This is a genomic window from Bradyrhizobium niftali (assembly GCF_004571025.1).
Taxonomy (GTDB): domain Bacteria; phylum Pseudomonadota; class Alphaproteobacteria; order Rhizobiales; family Xanthobacteraceae; genus Bradyrhizobium; species Bradyrhizobium niftali.
Window position 1 is genome coordinate 906021 of the sequence record NZ_SPQT01000001.1, and the last position, 16969, is coordinate 922989.

The window sequence follows — 16969 nt, forward strand, 5'->3', positions numbered from 1 at the left end:
GAAGGGTTGTCCTTGAGCGCGACGCGCACGCCGCACGACGGAGGTCGACGCAGTTGCAGCGCGTGCGAGCGTAGGATGACTGGGCATTCCTCGCTAATTCATTGTTTTCTGAAACCCATTCCAGGAGGTTATCCCCGTGGACCTTCGCTTACTGCGCCACTTCCTGAACGTGGCCAGCCACGGCTCGATCGGCAAGGCGCCGGGGCCTCGCAAATCACGCAGCCGGCTCTGAGCAAGGGCATCCGGCGTCTGGAGCGGGCGCTCGAAGTGGAGCTGTTTAAACGCACGGTGCTTGGAACGCAGCCGACCGCGTTCGGCCGCTTCCCGGCCGATTGGCGGATTGTAGGCAGGCACACTGATCGATTGAGCATTGGCGGTCCACGCCAAGAGGCTCATCAGCCCGATGGTTACCCAAAAGCCCGCGCCAAATTGCTGACGCTGATCACCCGCCTGATCCTGAGGCCGCAACCTAGCATAGGGTTGGTCTCGTACCGGCACGGCTGGGTCGGAGGTTCGAACGCACGTCAGCGCGCCGACCCTAGCCCCAGGTAGCTCTCCACTACCCGCGGGTTTTGTGCGAGCTCCGCCGCCGACCCTTGGAGTGTGATCTCGCCGTGCTCCATCACATAGCCATGGTCGGCGATGGCGAGCGCGGCACGTGCGTTCTGCTCGATCAGCAGGATGGAGACGCCGCTCTTGTGCAGGTCGGCGATGATGCGGAAGCTCTCGCGCACGATCTGCGGAGCAAGTCCCAGGCTCGGTTCATCGAGCATCAGCAGCCGGGGACGCGACATCAGCGCGCGACCAAGCGCCAGCATCTGCCGCTCGCCGCCCGAGAGAGTGCCGGCGAGTTGACGATGGCGCTCGCGCAAGCGCGGGAAGAGGGCGTAGACCTTGTCGAGTTCCGCACCGATCTGATGGTGACGGCGATGTCGGAAGCTGCCAAGGCGCAGGTTGTCCTCCACCGTGAGCGAGCCGAACAGCTCGCGCCGTTCCGGGACCAGCACCAGCCCGGCGGCGACCCGGTCTTCGACTCGCGTGCCGCGCAAGTCGTGGCCCTCGAAGCTGATTGCGCCGGCTTGGTCCAGCAACCCCATCATGGCGTTGAGCAGCGTCGTCTTGCCGGCGCCATTAGCGCCGATCACGGTGACGACGCTTCCCGCAGGAACCTCGAGCGAAACCGAACGAACGGCCTCGACCTTGCCGTAGGCCACCGAGAAGCGATCGACGGCGAGCAGTGGTGCGCTCACTCGACGCCTCCCAGGTAGGCTTCGATCACCAGCGGATTGACGCGGATCTCTTGCGGCAGTCCTTCGGCGATCTTCTTGCCAAAATCGAGCACGACGATACGGTCTGCAAGTCCCATGACGAAGTCGACGTCGTGCTCGACGACCAGGATGCTCATCCCCTCGCCTTTGAGCTCGCGCAGCAACTTGGCGAGCGCCTTCTTCTCGGCCGCCCGCAGCCCGGCCGCCGGCTCGTCGAGCAACAACAGCCGAGGATCGAGACACAGCGCGCGGGCGACTTCGACGAGGCGCATCTGGCCGAGCGAGAGGTGGCCAGCGGGGCGAAACATCTCCTTGGCGAGCCCGACGCGTTCGAGGCGGCGCGCCGCATGTGCAAACAGGCGGCGCTCTTCGGCGCGATCGAGCCGCAGGACCGCAGAGGCGACACCCGCATGGCCGCGCGTATGCGCGCCGAGCGCCACGTTCTCGAGCACGGATAGTTCGGGCACCAGGCGGACGTGCTGGAACGTGCGGGCAATCCCGCGCCGGGCGATCATCTGCGGTGACAGGCGCTCGATGGACGCGCTGTCGAACGAGACGCGTCCAGAGCTGGCGCGCCGAACGCCGGTGATCAGATTGAACAGCGTGCTCTTGCCGGCGCCGTTTGGGCCAATCAGCGCCACGGTCTCGGCATGGCCGACGTTGAAGCTCACGTCATCCACGGCGACAAGGCCGCCGAACGTCTTGCGTGCCTTGTCGAGCGCCAGCAACGGGCCGCTCGATGTGGCGGGCGCCCGTGCCGGCCTCTCGATATCGGCGGCGGGATCGATGCTGCGCGGCGTCGTCGGCGGGAGCCAGGATGACAGCAGCGGCCAAATGCCGTCGCGCGAGTATTGCAGAATACCGACAAGCATGATTCCGAATACGAGATCCTGGAACATACCGAGCCGGCCGAGCATGTCCTGCAGCAGATCCTTGAGCACGATGACGATGCCGGCGCCAAGCAGGGCACCGAACACCTGCCCCACCCCGCCGACAATCGCCATCAACAAATAATCGATATTGGCTTCGGCTCCGAATGCGCTGGCACTCAGCGTGCGCTGAAAATGCGCATAGAGCCACCCGGCAACGCCGGCGAGCAGCGCCGCATAGACGAACACGATGAGCTTGGCGCGCGCGGTCAAAACGCCGAATGCTTCCGCCGCAATAGCATTATTGCGCAGCGCCCGAAATGCGCGCCCGACCCGGCTGTCGAGCAGGTTGATCGTGGCCACGAGCGACAGCACGACCGCGAGCCAAACGAGGATGTAATAAGATCGCGGACCGATGAGCGAAAATGAGCCGAGCCTGAGGGGAGGGATGCCGGTCATTCCGGTCTGCCCGCCGAGAAACGCGCTGTTGCCGAAGATGTAGAAGATGCTGATCCCCCAAGCGAGCGTGCCGAGCGGCAGGTAGTGCCCCGAGAGGCGCATCGTAATCGCGCCGAGGGCGCACGCCGCAAGCCCAGTGACGACGAGGGCCGCCGGCAGGCCCAGCCACGGCGAGAGCCCGTACGTGGTTGAAAGCAGGCCCGTGGTGTAGGCGGCAAAACCGACGAACGCAGCCTGTCCGAACGAAGTCATGCCGCCCATCCCGGTCAGAACGACGAGGCCCAGGGCGGTTAGGCTCGCGAGCCCGATCAGGATCAGCAATGTGACCCAAAATTCCGGCACCAGTGGCGTCAGCGGCACGACCAACGCCAGTATCGCAAGCCCCCCCGCCTGCCAACGCGCAGTTGCCCCCTTCACTCGTCTTCCTCCACGGCTGGAGCGCGCAATGACCGCAGCAACAGGATTGGAATGAGCGTCGTGAACACTACGACTTGCTGATAGTTGCTGTTCCAGAATGCGGCGAACGACTGCAGCAGGCCGACGAAGATCGCTCCCGCGACGGCCAGCGGGTAACTGCCCATACCGCCGATGATTGCGGCCACAAATCCGATCAGCCCGATCAGGAAGCCGGTGTCGTAGTAGACCATGGACACCGGGGCGATCAGCACGCCGGAGACCGCCCCGATAAAGGACGCGAGTGCGAACGTGATTTCGCCGGCCTGGCTGATTGGAATGCCGACGAGCCGCGCGCCAACGCGGTTGACGGCGACCGCACGCATCGCCTTGCCGATCAGCGTGCGATCGAAGAGCAGCCACAACAACACCATGATGACCAATGACACCGCGACCATGATGGCGCTCTGGCCCGAGATCACGATACCGGCGGCTTCGAAATGCGCGCTCGAGAGTGGGTTTGCCAAAAAGCCTTCCGGCCCGAAGAACACGAGGCCCAGCACCGTGAGTGCGATATGGACCCCGACAGATGCGATCAGCAGGGTGAGCACCGATGCCTGCTCCAGCGGTTGGAAGGCAAGCCGGTAGAGGTAGGGGCCGAGCGGCGTGATCAGCGCCAAGGTCAACACGATTTGTATGGCCATGTTCGGCCGCAACGGCACGAGCCAGGTCACCAGAGCGTACATGATCGCCGGCAGTGCGAGATCGCTGGCAACGCGGCGCATCAGCCACGCTCGCGTGACGCGCGAGCGCAGCAGATCAATCACGAATGCCGCAAGCCCGAGTGCGAGCAGCAGGCCGGCCGTGCCGGGAACATTGCCGCGCTGAAATTGGCTAAGCGTGAGCGCCGCGAATGACATGTACACGCCTTGCGGCAACAAGATCACGCGCGTCACCACAAAGACGAGCACGAGCCCGATAGCCAACAGGGCGTAGATGGCGCCATTGACGACACCATCGACCACTAGGGTCCAGAAGATCATGGAATCCATCAGGACACCCGGTCAGTGCGATGCGATGGCAAGGGATGCGTGCGCAGTTCTATTTCACGAGATGGAATGCTCCATCTTTAACGGTCATGACGAACTGACCGCCCGGGTCGTAACCAGCGTGGTTCGTGGGCGAATTGCTCAACAGGCCATTATTGAGGTACAGCCCCTTGACGTTTTCCAGTGCGTCCCGGAGTCCGTCCTTGAATTCCTGCGTGCCGGGCTGGCCGCGCTTCAGGGCTTCTGGAACTGCCATTTCTAGTAGTGTCGCGCAGTCGGCGATGTGCGCCGCCATCATCGGCGGATCAGCCTTGAACTTCTCCTGATACGCCGGAACGAACTTCTGCGCGAGCTTGTTGTAAGGACTGTCAGCCGGCAAGTCGCGCCAGATGATGAACGGTTCACCGACCATCACCACGCCTTCCACATCCTTGCCGCCGCGATCGATGAAGTCCGGGAGCCCGATACCATGGCTGGCGAGGATGATACCCTTGAAGCCGCGCTGACGCAGGTCGCGGATGGGGACGACCGCGGGTGTGCCGCCGGCTGCAACGAAGATCGCATCCGGTTTGGCCGCAATGAGTTTGAGCGCTTGCGGAGTCGTGCTGGTCGCGGAGCGCTCGAACGACTCAACGGCAATCACCTTCATGCCCGTGGACGGCAGCAGCTGATCGAACAGCCCGGTCCACACTTGCAGATAAGCGTCGTTATAGCCGATGATGCCGATGGTCTTCACGCCCTTGTCGGCAAGGTATTTGACCACGGGCGGCGCGGTGGTGTCGTCATCGGGTACGATCTTGAACACCCAGCGCCGCACGTCATCCACCGGGTAGGCCAGGGCCTTAATGGGGCTGGTGGCGAGCAACGGGGTCTTCGCCTCCCCGGCTATCGGCACCATGGCGAGCGACGTCGGCGTCACGACCTCGCCGATAAGAACATCGGCCTTGTTTTCGGTGATCAGCTTGCGGGTGTTGGCTGCCGTCTGAGTGACATCGGTACGGCTATCGAGTGCGACGTAATTGACCTTGAGCCCGCCGATCGTGGGCGGCATCAGGCTCACAGCGTTCATCATTGGCACACCGAGCGATGATCCGGGTCCGGTCTGCGGCAGATTGAGACCGACCGTGAGTTCGCCCGCACCGGCAGTAACGGCCGCTGCGCCGAAAATGGCGGCGGTTAAAAGCAGCCTCCTCAAGGCCGTCCCTAGCATACCGTGTTCCTCCCGATGTGTCTTTCGTGTGACGCAGTGGCGCATCTTAGCGTAGGATGAACCGGGCATTCCCCGCCAATTCAATTTTTTCTGAAACCCATTCCAGGAGGTTATCCCGTGGACATTCGCTTACTGCGCCACTTCCTAAACGTGGCCAGCCACGGCTCGATCGGCAAGGCGGCCGAGGCCTCGCACATCACGCAGCCGGCTCTGAGCAAGAGCATCCGGCGTCTGGAGCAGGCGCTCGAAGTGGAGCTATTTGAACGCACTGTGCTTGGAACGCAGCCGACCGCGTTCGGCCAAGCCCTGATCGAACACGCCGACGTGATTCTGAAGGACGTGGAACGGCTGCACGTGCACATGGCCGACCTGCGCGCGGGCCGCTTTGGTCACGTCACCATCGGCGCCGGCAGCAGCATCCTCGACACCCTGATTGCGCGCGCGACGGCAAACCTCTGCTCGCGCAATCCCGGCCTGCGCGTAACCGCCGTAGCCGGCCCGACCGACCAGCTCATTCCGGACCTGCTGCGCGGTGGCCTCGATCTCGTGCTCGGTGTGCCGCCCGCGAACTACGCGGATCCCCGCGTCGCGTACCGGCCGCTGTTTCGCGACGAGATCGGCGTGGTCGTTCGCAAAGGCCACCCGCTGCTGCGGCGGCGCAATCTCTCGCTGGCCGACATCGAAGGAGCACGCTGGATCCTACCGTCGCCCGACCACACCTTCACGAAAAGTTGCCTCACCTGCTTCGCCGCCGCCGGCCTCATGGGACCCGCGCCGGCGGTGGTGAGCGGGTCCGTGGCCTTCACTGCCAGCGTGGTGCGCGACACGGATTTCCTGACCTTCATGCCCCTCCCACTCTTGCAGTCCGCTGCACACCGAAGCGCGCTCGTGCAGTTGCGCGTGCCAGACAGCACTTGGCGACGCGAGGCCATTCTCTTTCAGCGGGCCGGCTCCGCGCTCACGCCCGCCGCGGCCAAACTGGTTGCGGCCCTAGAGCGCGCAGCAGCCCTCCAACGTGGCTGAGGCGTCCGCCCTCTCTTGGAACTGCGCATGGAAGCGCCGCCCGCGGCTGTTGCCGCCGACATAAAACTGACCAGCTACAGGGTCTGAGGCCGACTGAATATTGACCAGGGTGAGCAACCTACGCTGCTGCATTTTGAGGCGATGCGCATCACTAACTGAACGGGCATAAGGGTCGGCACGACTTGAATATATTGCAGATCGATGCCGTTTTGGATACCGAGCACAACACTGCCCCCAGTCTCGTCGCGCAGTGCAGTCATTAAGGAAGTCAGCTCCGAGCCGCTAAAGTGTTGGTCGCGTAGCCAGCTCGAGGTCAGCGCCAATCGTAGCGTCGGCCGGTATGTCCGTTGCCGCACATCATGTTGCATATATCTCAATTCATGGAGGCACTTCATGAGCACGGACGTGCTTGATTGCGGATAGCCGAGTGCCTTGGAGATCTCCCCGATCGTTGCCGAGCCGCGCCGCTGGGCAAAGAATTCAAACACCTCCAAGACGCGCTTCGCGGATTTTATTGCAGAGCTATCCATCGTTTCGACCCGTTGCTTCGAAGCTGCTGCGATCGCACAGGCGTATGTCATGCCCGCGCAGCGGCCCACTTTATCACAACCATGATAAGTGGACACAATCATGATGGTTATTCTTTACACATGACGCTTGTCCTGCTTGTTTTTGCGCCGATCGGAGCGGCCTCAAGGCTGTCTTTGATCACGGGAGGACAGATGTCAGAAATGCCCTTGTCGGGCCTTACCGTGCTGGAATTGGGCCACAGCATCGCTGCACCCTACGCGGGTTTAGTGCTTGCTGAGCTCGGTGCAGAGGTCATTAAAGTCGAGCGAACGGGTGTTGGCGATCCGGTGAGGGATTGGGGCCCGCCATATACCGACGGAATAGCGACGGCGTTTCAGACCTACAATCGCAGCAAGGCTGGTATCGAGATCGATCTTCGCGACGACCAGCAGCGTGCTGCGTTGCAGAAGCTGATCATCGATCGTGGTGACATTGTCCTTCAAAACCTTAAGGCAGGAGCCGCCGATCGTGCTGGACTAGGAGGCAAGCAGCTCACGGAGTTAAAACCTTCGCTCATCTACTGCAACCTCCATGCGTTCGGCGCCGTGGGACCGCTCAAGGATCGTCCAGGTTACGATCCGTTGATGCAAGCTTTTGGTGGGCTCATGAGCGTAACAGGCGAACCCGGCGAAAGGCCTCCGGTACGGATCGGGGTGTCCATTATCGATATGGGCGCTGGAATGTGGGCTGTGATCGGCATTCTGGCTGCACTTGCCGAACTCAGGCGAAGCGGGCGCGGAAGCATTGTCGACGTATCTCTCTTCGAAACCGCAATAGGTTGGATGATGTGGCCCCTAAGCTCCTATCTGGCAACGGGCCAGATTCCAGGCCGGCAGGGATCGAGCATGAGCACGATCGTTCCGTACCAGGTGTTTCCTACGCTGGACTCCAACATCATGATTGCGGCTGGCAACGATAACTTGTTCAACAGGCTTTGCCGGGCCTTGGGTAGAACAGATCTCGCCTGCGACGAGCGCTTCGCAACCAACGGCGGGCGCGTCCGCTTTCGTGACATTTTGCTTCCCGTGCTTGAGGAGATATTCGCGACGCGCAGTACTGCCGAATGGAGCGAGCTGCTCGCTCGAGAGCAGGTCCCCGCCGCACCACTGCAGAATGTGGCCGACGTAGCTGCTGCCGAACAGACGCGGGCCTTGAACATGCTGCGAGCCGAGGTCGGCTTGAGCCATCCATACGTTGCGCTTCCGATCAGCTTCGACGGTGTTAGACCTCGTTCCAAGAATCCGGCCCCAGCTCTCGGCGCCGACACAGACCGCATCTTGCGAAAGACTACGGTATGACAAATCAAGCGAGTGATCTCATCCGCTCTGATGAGCTGCTTAGACTCGAAATCGGAGCGGATCACGCTGACCTGCGCGAGGGAGTGCGGCGCTTGTGCTCTCGTTTTCCAGGTGAATACTGGCGATCGGTGGAAGAGAAGGCGGCCTATCCCGGTGAGTTTGTCAAAGCGCTGACGGAAGCTGGATATCTTGCTGCGCTGATCCCCGAAGAATATGGCGGCGCCGGTCTCTCCCTAAGGGCAGCTGGTGTTATCCTCGAGGAGATTAATGCATCAGGCTGTACTGCGAGCCAATGCCATGCTCAGATGTATATTATGGGTACCCTGCTGCGACATGGCAGCAAGGAACAGAAGCAGCGTCTTCTGCCACGCATCGCCTCAGGGGAGCTGCGCCTCCAGGCCTTCGGCGTCACTGAGCCGACGACGGGCTCCGACACCAAGAAACTGAAAACACGTGCCGTGCGCGACGGCGACAACTACGTGGTGCACGGCCAAAAAGTCTGGACATCGCGGGCGCTTCACAGCGATCTGATGTTGCTCCTCGTGCGAACCACACCTGTTGATCAGGTTGTCAAGAAAACAGACGGTCTTTCCGTTCTGCTCGTAGATCTTCAGCAGAGCAAAGGCAAGGGGATGGAGATCAGGCCACTCAAAGCCATGATCAACCACAACACCACCGAGATTTTCTATGATGGATTGAAAGTGCCAGCCGAGAATCTGATCGGTCAAGAAGGCCAAGGTTTCCGATACATTCTGGATGGAATGAACGCCGAGCGCATCCTTGTGGGTTCCGAGGCGATCGGCGATGGGCGCTGGATGATCGAGAGGGCGACGGCCTACGCAAACGAAAGGATAGTATTCGACCGTCCGATTGGACAAAATCAAGCTATACAATTCCCTATCGCGCGAGCCTATGCTTCCTTGCAGGCTGCCGACATGATGGTGCGCAAGGCCGCCGCGTTGTTCGATGCACATCGGGACTGCGGCGCAGACGCGAATATGGCGAAGCTTCTTGCTGCAGACGCCGCTTGGGAGGCGGCGGAGGCGACCATGCAAACCTACGGTGGCTTTGCCTATGCGACGGAATACGACATTGAGCGTAAGTGGCGCGAGATCCGAGTGGGCCGAACCGCTCCAATCTCGGTAAATCTAATCCTGGCTTACATCGGTCAGCACGTGCTCGGCATGCCCCGTTCCTTCTGAGGCCATGCGATGAGACGCTCCTATCGAAACAGTCAGCAACCGGCGCTGACAGCCCATCTCGGGGCTGCAATCGCAAAATTGCATGGGCGGGATCTGCCGGCGCAGGCTTGCGCCATCGTCCGTCGCGGTCTCGTCGATTGCATTGGTGTAATGATCGCCGGCAGCACCGAGCCGGCCGTGGAGCGGGTTAGAAGTGTCCTAGGACCTCCATGGAGCGGCGAAGCGCGCCTCTTCCCGGATGGCATCCGATGCTCCGCCCGCGATGCGGCGCTTGTCAACGGCATGGCCGCTCACGTTCACGATTTCGATGATGTGGCGCTCGATGGTCATCCCAGTGCGGTTCTCGTGCCGGCCCTCTTGGCGGAAGCCGAGGCGATTGGAGCGAAAGGTGCCGACGTCATCCGGGGCTATGTTGCGGGCTACGAAACATGGGCTACGCTGTGGAAGGCGAGCGCAGGGCCGCTCCACGCGCGCGGATGGCATCCAAGTGGCGTGTTCGGCGTCGTGGCAGCCGCAGCTGCTTGTGCGGCACTGCGCAGACTCACGCCGGATGAGACGACGAGCGCTCTTGGCTTAGCCGCGGCGCAGGCTGCAGGCCTCATCGCCAACTTCGGAACAATGGCGAAATCGTTTCAGGTTGGGCACGCGGCCGAGGCTGGCCTCTTCTCGGCCCGTTTGGCTCTCGGCGGAGTCAACGCCTCCCATGAGGCGTTGGAACACAAACATGGTTTCCTAAATGCTTATGCTGGTGCACACAGCGACGGGGGAGGCGGATTTGGGGACCCCGACTGGGCAATTCTTGAGCAGGGTCTTGATATCAAAGTCTATCCTGTCTGCTATGCAGCTCATCGCCTGATTGAGGGCGCGCTTCAGCTTGCCAAGGAGTTTGCCCTCACCCCGCCCTCGATCGATTCCATCGAACTGCGGCTGGGGCGCATCCAGTCTGATTTACTTCACAGCCATCGTCCACGCACAGTGCTGGAGGCGAAATTCAGCGCCGAATTCGCGGTTGCCGCCGCGCTCGTGGCAAAAGCGGTCGGACTTAACGAGCTAAGAGAAGGCTTCGTCTTGAGCGACGATGTCCAGCACCTTATCGACCGCACTGTGCGGATGATCGATCCAGAGCTCGGCGAGCCGCCTTTCTCCCCTTTCGACCAAGTGAAAGTTCGCCTTTCCGATGGCCGTGTGCTCGAGGGCTCACATGTCAAACATGCAAGCGGCAGTCGATACGCTCCACCTTCCAAGGCGGAATCCTGGGAGAAATTCAAGGGCTCGGCCGGCTATCATCTGCCGGTTGGTAGCACGCGGCAGCTCTTTGAAGCCCTGTGGGACCTTAATCCATCCAGATCTATCACCGAACTGCTCGATGATACCGGCTTGAGGACTGCGGCATGACGCGTTCGTTCGAAACATTGGCCATTTCTCGCCCGCTCGAAGGGATACTCCAGGTCGCGTTCAACCGGCCGGCTGCAATGAACGCCATCAACACTCAGACTGGCCGCGATTTGCTGTCCGTTCTCACGACAGTCGTCCAAGAGGAAGATGTACGTGTCATTCTCCTCACGGGCACTGGCGACAAGGCCTTCTCGGCTGGAGGTGATCTTAAAGAGCGCCAAGGGATGAGCGATCATGACTGGCTGCGGCAGCACGCACTGTTCGAGGAGGTAAACCTTCGACTTCTAGAATGCCCAAAGCCTGTTCTTGCAGCTGTCAATGGTGTGGCGTTCGGAGGTGGGTGTGAAATCGCGCTATGCTGCGATTTTATCTACGCGGCGTCGAATGCGCGGTTTGCGCTCACGGAGGTTAGGCTTGGCATCATGCCCGGCGGGGGTGGCACACAGAATCTACCCCGCGCCGTCGGAATCCGCCGTGCCAAGGAACTCATCTTCTCAGCTCGTCCGTTCTCCGCAGAAGAAGCGGCGCACTGGGGGCTGGTTAATCAGGTTCTTGAGCCGGCATCCCTGCTGCCGCGCGCGATTGAAACTGCGGCTGCGATTGCGGCCAATGCGCCACTTTCGGTGCTGCAGGCCAAAAAGTCGATTTCCTTCGGCATGCAGACCGACATACGCACCGCGATGCAATTCGAGATCGAGGCCTATAATCGTCTAGTCACGACCGAGGATCGGTTCGAAGGTGTCCGAGCATTCAACGAGAAGAGAAAGCCCGAGTTCAAAGGGCGCTGAGGAACTTCGCATGGAGAGTGTCTTGATTCCAACGCTGGGGGCGGTGGATCGCGCGGACGGTGCGCTATGACAGTCACTGTCGCGGCTATCATCTCATTAGACGGGCTCACAAGCGGAGCAATCTACGCGCTCATCGCGCTGGCGCTGTTGATTGTGTTCACTGTCACACGCGTGATCCTGGTTCCGCAGGGACAATTCGTCACTTATGCTGCCCTCACATTCCGGATTGCGCTTCGCGAAGCGATCGAAGCCACGCGCGAGCTCCATGCAACGGCCGGCGTGTTCAACTTCTCACCAAACGATCATGCGGGCTTGGATAAGAGAGCGGCCGTCGTCGTGCGTGTCGACGGCGGTAAGTGGATACTTGAAGATTAGGTTGGACGCATCATGCTTCCGAAGCAGGTCGAAATCGTCGAAGTCGGACCGCGCGAGGGCTTTCAGTTCGAAGGCATCAGCAGGCCGGAGGCAATTGCTTTCGATGACAAGCTCGCACTAATCGCCGCTCTTGCTGCTACGGGCGTCAAAACGCTGCAGATTGTCTCGTTCGTGCACCCGAAGCAGGTACCGCAGATGGCCGATGCCGAGCGCATCGTCGAAGCGCTCCAACCCGTCTCAGGCGTCACCTATACGGGCATTTACCTTAACGACGTCGGATTGAAACGCGCGATCGCAAATCCCAAGCTCGCTCTCGTGCCCGATCTGGTGTTGTCGGCGTCGGAAACCTTCGCGCTCCGAAACCAAAAGCGCACTTTCGATGAAGATGCACAAGCCGCCCGCAGAATGGGTGCCCTCTATCGTGATCTGGGAGTTGCAGTCACGACTGGGAATGTTATGGCGGCTTTTGGCTGCAATTACGAGGGTCCGATACCACTCTCGCGCGTACTCGAACGCATCGGGACTTTATCAGACATCGCCGAGGAGACTGGCGGTCGACTCTCAACACTGAACCTCGCCGATACGATGGGATGGGCGGATCCGACCCTGATTCGTCGTACAGTCGCTGCGGTGCGTGAGCGCTGGCCAGCAACACGGATCGGGCTCCATCTGCATGACACGCGCGGCCTTGGCCTCGCAAATGTTTATGCAGCCCTTGTCGATGGAATCGACCGATTTGAATGTGCTATCGGGGGATTGGGGGGATGTCCATTCGCGGGCCATGGGGGAGCCGCGGGGAATGTCGCCACAGAGGAGGTCGTATTTCTGTGTGATCGGCTGGGCGTTTCGACCGGCATCGATCTTACCCGCCTGCTGGATGCAGGGCGACTAGCTGAGCGCGCAGTTGGACATCCACTGCCTAGCCGTCTTCTCAGATCGGGAGTCGAAATTGGGCTTCAGAAGGCTGTGAACGACTCAGGAGTTCATCTATTTGATCACGGCCGATAGTTTTTCCCTCACAGGCAAGGTCGCGCTTGTTACATCGCGGCCAACGCCGTACCATTTAAGAAGTACGGGGCGCGGTTCCTTGTCCGAAACGGTGCATGCGAGGTGCACGGCGACGCACTTCAGGGGCGTCGCCATGTCGTCATCGAGTTCGAAAGCTACGCAATAGCCAAGGCCTGCCACGACTCACCCGGGTATCGGGCGGCGGCCAAGATTCGCGACGAAGCCAGCACCTCCGATTTCGTGATCGAGGGCCACGAGGACTAACAGCGATCGGAGCCGCCGACACACGTAACCGGCCGCGCGGCCGCCAATCCCCCGCTTCGTGGATTTCTTGTTGTCGCGAGAGGGGCAGACCCTGCTGGCACGATACTCGCTGGGATCGGTCCGCGGAATCGATTCCCGGATACGCCGAGACCGAAAAGGCCTTGCGTCCGATCGCGCTGAGCATCGAACTCCTGACCTATCTCGACCAGTCCAAGCGCAAACGGTTCTTGAGGGACTGGAAGGACGCCCTGTGCGGGAACTAAAGGCCTGGCGCGCTCATCGCTCGTTGAGCGCGCATGGATGCCATGGGTCGGTTGGACCACCGCAAAGCACTTCTCCAGTCGGCAACGGCACGTGACAGGTTGCTGACAGCTTTGTGACCGTATCCTCTCCGCAGAATGACAGGCCGCAATGTGCCTGCACCCCTGTCCGGGACCATAGGCCAAGGAGGAGACAATGTCCGCGATCGACACCGTAGGTGCGTCCGCGCCCGCAACCCGCCCGCAAGTGCCTGCCATCAAGTCGCGCCTCGCGGCAATCTTGCGTACCACCAGCGGAAACTTCCTCGAACAGTTCGACTTCTTCCTGTTTGGCTTCTATGCGACGGCGATCTCGAAGGCATTCTTCCCGACGGGGAATGAAGTCACCGCGTTGATGCTGACCTTCACGACGTTCTGGCTCGGTGCTCTGATGCGCCCGGTCGGAGCCATCGTGCTGGGCGCCTATGTCGACCATATCGGGCGCCGCAAGGGGTTGATCGTGACGCTATCGATCATGGCGATCGGCACGATCCTGATTGCGGTATGTCCGACTTACAATAGTATCGGCATTCTTGCACCTATCATTGTCCTTGCGGGCAGGCTGCTGCAGGGCTTTTCGGCCGGCGTCGAGTTGGGCGGCGTTTCAATCTACCTGTTCGAGATATCGACGCCCGGAAACCGCGGCTTCTACACGTCCTTTCAATCAGCCAGTCAGCAGGTCGCGATCTTCGTGGCTGCGCTTCTTGGATATTCGCTGAATGCCGCAATGCCCGCTGATGTGATCGTCGAATGGGGCTGGCGCATTCCGTTCTTCATCGGCTGTCTGATCGTTCCATTCATCTTCATCATTCGTCGCTCGCTCGAGGAGACGCCGGAGTTCCTGGCGCAGAAAAAACATCCGACCAGCGGCGAAGTGTTCCGCGCCATGATGGCCAATTGGCGAATCGTGGTCCTCGGCATGATGCTGACCGCAATGACGACGGTTACATTCTATTTCATTACGGTTTACACGCCGACGTTCGGCAAGAACGTTCTGAAATTGTCGACGACCGACAGCCTTCTGGTCACGCTGTTCATCGCTATCTCCAATTTCTTCTGGCTTCCGATAGGCGGGGCAATATCCGACCGTCTCGGCCGCAAGCCGGTTCTGATGACCATAACCGCTCTGGCCTTGCTGACGGCCTATCCCGGCTTGTCCTGGCTGGTCAACCAGCCAACCTTCGCCAAGATGCTTCTGTTCGATCTTTGGCTCTCGATGCTCTTCGGCATGTACAACGGGGCGATGGTGGCAGCCCTGTCCGAGCAGGTGCCGCCCCATGTCCGTACGACGTGCTTTTCCCTGGCTTTCAGCTTGGCGGTGGCCCTTTTCGGGACGTTCACCCCGCTGGTGGCAACCTGGCTCATCGACAGGACAGGCGATCCAGCTTCGCCGGGTTTTTGGCTCGTGGGAGCTGCCTCAGTAAGCCTGATTGCCACGATGATCGTATATCGGCAGCGCAAGCCTGCACCGCGGGTTGCGGCACGGTGACGGAAGACGTGGACATGCCCGGGAAACTTGAACTCAAGTCCAATGGAAGAGACAGGCGATGACGCCGTGGCGAAGGCTGTTCGCCCCCGCCACAGCTGCGCTCATGGCGATCTTGCCTGTAGCTGCAAGTCCGGCCACCGAGGTCAAGGTCGCGATTTCCGGCGGCATGACCGCGGCTTACAAGGAAGTTGTGGCGGTATTCAAACGAAAGACGGGACTCGCTGTCAGCACGGCTTACGGGCCGTCGATGGGCACCGCGCCAAACGCCATTCCCGTGCGGCTGGCGCGCGGCGATTGGCTTTCGGCCCGCATGGCCGCGGTCGGTCTCGCGGCCATCAACACCTGGGCTCACATCGGCACCGCAGGAGAGACAGCGCTCCTCGGCGTGATTAAGGAACTGATGGGCAGCTTCGCAGTGGCGTTGCTCCCGCTCGTGACCCTGACGGCAACTGCCGCCATTCTGGTCGTGATGGCCGGCCACAGACGGCAGCGCGCCGTGGCGGAGTTCAAAACAATATGATCGCGCGCGGTCATTCTTGGGGAAGAAGCATGGCTGATTTGACGAGACCTTACGACGTCCTGGTGATCGGCGGCGGCAACGCCGCGCTGTGCGCCGCCATCAGCGCCCGGCGCGCGGGTGCGTCCGTTCTCGTGTTGGAAGCCGCGCCGAAATTCTACCGCGGCGGCAACACCCGTCACACTCGCAACATGCGCTGCGCCCATGACGCGGCGACCGAAATCCTTACTGGTCCCTACACCGAGGAGGAGTTCTGGCAGGACCTGCTGCTGGTGACCGGCGGCCAGACCGATGAGGAGCTGGCGCGCTTCATGATCCACGAGTCCAAGGACATCCTGAACTGGATCGTCGAACAGGGCGTGCGCTGGCAGCCTTCGCTGGGCGGCACGCTCAGCCTCGGCCGCACCAATTCATTCTTCCTTGGCGGCGGTCGCGCGATGCTGAACGCCCTCTACCTCACGGCCGAGAAACTTGGTGTCGAGATCGCCTATGATGCCGAGGTCACCGATCTGCAGATCGAAGACGGGATGTTTCTCGGGGCAACCCTGAAGCAGCCGATCGGTGGCGCCACCGACATCCGCGCCTCGGTGCTGGTGGCGGCGGCCGGCGGCTTCGAGGCCAACATCGAATGGCTGAAGGAGTATTGGGGCGCAGCCGCCGACAATTTCCTGATCCGCGGCACTCCCTATAACCGCGGCTCGATCCTTAAAATGCTGCTGGCGAAGGGTGTGCGGGAGATAGGCGACCCCACTCAGTGCCATGCAGTCGCGATCGACGGCCGGGCACCGAAATTCGACGGCGGCATCATCACCAGACATGACTCCGTTGTGTTCGGCATCGTGGTCAACAAGCACGCCGAGCGTTTCTACGACGAGGGCGAGGACATCTGGCCGAAGCGTTACGCGATCTGGGGCCGGCTGGTAGCAGCGCAGCCCGACCAGATCGCCTACATCATTTTCGATTCGAGCGTCGTCACCAGCTTCATGCCGTCCTTGTTCCCGCCGATCGGCGCACCGACGATCGCCGAACTTGCCGCCAAGCTTGAGCTCGATCCGGCCTCCCTTGAAAAGACCGTTATCAATTTCAACGCCGCAGTGCAGCCCGGAACCTTCGACCACACCATTCTCGACGACTGCCGCACCGAAGGCATCACACCGGCGAAGACGCATTGGGCGCGCAAGATCGACGCGCCGCCCTATCTCGCCTATCCGGTGCGGCCCGGCATCACCTTCACCTATCTCGGCACCCGCGTGAACAAGCAGTCGCGCATAGTGATGAAGGACGGCAAGCCTTCCGCCAACATGTTCGCGGCCGGCGAGATTATGGCAGGCAACGTTCTCGGCAAGGGTTACGCCGCCGGCATCGGCATGACCATCGGCAGCGTGTTCGGACGAGTGGCGGGACGGGAAGCAGCGAAGAATGCGAAGAACTAGATCTCGCGCTAATCGAAATTTTCTCGAGCAGCGCCGTCCCCTTATCGCATCAGGCAACAA

General features: G+C 61.1%; 16 protein-coding genes and 1 pseudogene. 12 read left to right on the forward strand and 5 right to left on the reverse strand.

The features are described 5' to 3' along the window. Nucleotides 1–75: 75 nt before the first annotated feature. Nucleotides 76–552, forward strand: coding sequence for a helix-turn-helix domain-containing protein (locus tag E4K65_RS49950; protein ID WP_167770501.1), 477 nt, complete (start codon nucleotides 76–78; stop codon nucleotides 550–552). Here E4K65_RS49950 and E4K65_RS04015 read toward each other — a convergent pair. Genes E4K65_RS04015 through E4K65_RS04030 form a run of 4 tightly spaced genes read right to left on the reverse strand, consistent with a single transcriptional unit; the run spans nucleotide 525 to nucleotide 5248 of the window. Continuing rightward, the gene (locus E4K65_RS04015) at nucleotides 525–1250 is read right to left on the reverse strand and encodes an ABC transporter ATP-binding protein (RefSeq protein ID WP_135172989.1); all 726 of its coding nucleotides are present in this window, start codon (nucleotides 1248–1250) and stop codon (nucleotides 525–527) included. The two genes, E4K65_RS49950 and E4K65_RS04015, sit on opposite strands and share 28 nt — an antisense overlap. Continuing rightward, nucleotides 1247–3013 (reverse strand): branched-chain amino acid ABC transporter ATP-binding protein/permease, encoded by a 1767-nt coding sequence (locus E4K65_RS04020; RefSeq protein ID WP_135172990.1) that lies wholly within the window; start codon nucleotides 3011–3013, stop codon nucleotides 1247–1249. Before E4K65_RS04020 ends, E4K65_RS04015 begins: the two co-directional genes overlap by 4 nt. Continuing rightward, complete coding sequence (locus E4K65_RS04025) at nucleotides 3010–4041, reverse strand: branched-chain amino acid ABC transporter permease (RefSeq protein WP_135172991.1); 1032 nt, start codon at nucleotides 4039–4041, stop codon at nucleotides 3010–3012. The genes E4K65_RS04020 and E4K65_RS04025 overlap by 4 nt, the downstream gene beginning before the upstream one ends. Before the next feature lie 49 nt (nucleotides 4042–4090). Further along, on the reverse strand, nucleotides 4091–5248 hold the full coding sequence (locus tag E4K65_RS04030; protein WP_167770502.1) for an ABC transporter substrate-binding protein: 1158 nt from the start codon (nucleotides 5246–5248) through the stop codon (nucleotides 4091–4093). A gap of 117 nt (nucleotides 5249–5365) precedes the next feature. On the opposite strand from E4K65_RS04030, the gene E4K65_RS04035 reads away from it, so the two are divergent. Then, the gene (locus E4K65_RS04035; protein WP_135172993.1) at nucleotides 5366–6271 is read left to right on the forward strand and encodes a LysR family transcriptional regulator; all 906 of its coding nucleotides are present in this window, start codon (nucleotides 5366–5368) and stop codon (nucleotides 6269–6271) included. A 74-nt stretch (nucleotides 6272–6345) separates the two neighbouring features. Here the strand turns inward: E4K65_RS04035 and E4K65_RS04040 are convergent, their stop codons facing one another. Continuing rightward, nucleotides 6346–6903 carry a helix-turn-helix domain-containing protein gene (locus E4K65_RS04040; protein WP_135172994.1) on the reverse strand — a complete coding sequence of 186 codons (558 nt, stop codon included), beginning with the start codon at nucleotides 6901–6903 and terminating at the stop codon, nucleotides 6346–6348. 90 nt (nucleotides 6904–6993) lie between these two features. On the opposite strand from E4K65_RS04040, the gene E4K65_RS04045 reads away from it, so the two are divergent. The 10 genes and pseudogenes from E4K65_RS04045 (at nucleotide 6994) to tcuA (ending at nucleotide 16909) form a co-directional block, all read left to right on the forward strand. After that, a complete protein-coding gene (locus tag E4K65_RS04045) occupies nucleotides 6994–8139 on the forward strand; it encodes a CaiB/BaiF CoA transferase family protein (protein ID WP_135172995.1) in 1146 nt (381 codons plus the stop codon). Then, the gene (locus tag E4K65_RS04050) at nucleotides 8136–9341 is read left to right on the forward strand and encodes an acyl-CoA dehydrogenase family protein (protein WP_135172996.1); all 1206 of its coding nucleotides are present in this window, start codon (nucleotides 8136–8138) and stop codon (nucleotides 9339–9341) included. The genes E4K65_RS04045 and E4K65_RS04050 overlap by 4 nt, the downstream gene beginning before the upstream one ends. Before the next feature lie 9 nt (nucleotides 9342–9350). Then, complete coding sequence (locus tag E4K65_RS04055) at nucleotides 9351–10736, forward strand: MmgE/PrpD family protein (RefSeq protein ID WP_135172997.1); 1386 nt, start codon at nucleotides 9351–9353, stop codon at nucleotides 10734–10736. After that, nucleotides 10733–11524 carry an enoyl-CoA hydratase/isomerase family protein gene (locus tag E4K65_RS04060; RefSeq protein WP_135172998.1) on the forward strand — a complete coding sequence of 264 codons (792 nt, stop codon included), beginning with the start codon at nucleotides 10733–10735 and terminating at the stop codon, nucleotides 11522–11524. Before E4K65_RS04055 ends, E4K65_RS04060 begins: the two co-directional genes overlap by 4 nt. A gap of 66 nt (nucleotides 11525–11590) precedes the next feature. After that, nucleotides 11591–11747 (forward strand): annotated as a pseudogene (locus E4K65_RS48145) (branched-chain amino acid ABC transporter permease); the annotation flags it as partial. A gap of 164 nt (nucleotides 11748–11911) precedes the next feature. Next, nucleotides 11912–12907, forward strand: coding sequence for a hydroxymethylglutaryl-CoA lyase (locus E4K65_RS04070; protein WP_235885461.1), 996 nt, complete (start codon nucleotides 11912–11914; stop codon nucleotides 12905–12907). Nucleotides 12908–12940: 33 nt separating this feature from the next. After that, a complete protein-coding gene (locus E4K65_RS04075) occupies nucleotides 12941–13171 on the forward strand; it encodes a DUF1330 domain-containing protein (RefSeq protein WP_135173001.1) in 231 nt (76 codons plus the stop codon). A 456-nt stretch (nucleotides 13172–13627) separates the two neighbouring features. Continuing rightward, a complete protein-coding gene (gene tcuC / locus E4K65_RS04080; protein ID WP_135173002.1) occupies nucleotides 13628–14959 on the forward strand; it encodes an MFS transporter in 1332 nt (443 codons plus the stop codon). 58 nt (nucleotides 14960–15017) lie between these two features. Next, nucleotides 15018–15479: a hypothetical protein gene (locus tag E4K65_RS04085; RefSeq protein WP_135173003.1), complete on the forward strand. Its 462-nt coding sequence runs from the start codon at nucleotides 15018–15020 to the stop codon at nucleotides 15477–15479. Nucleotides 15480–15517: 38 nt separating this feature from the next. After that, complete coding sequence (tcuA, locus tag E4K65_RS04090) at nucleotides 15518–16909, forward strand: FAD-dependent tricarballylate dehydrogenase TcuA (RefSeq protein ID WP_135173217.1); 1392 nt, start codon at nucleotides 15518–15520, stop codon at nucleotides 16907–16909. The last annotated feature ends 60 nt before the right edge of the window (nucleotides 16910–16969 follow it).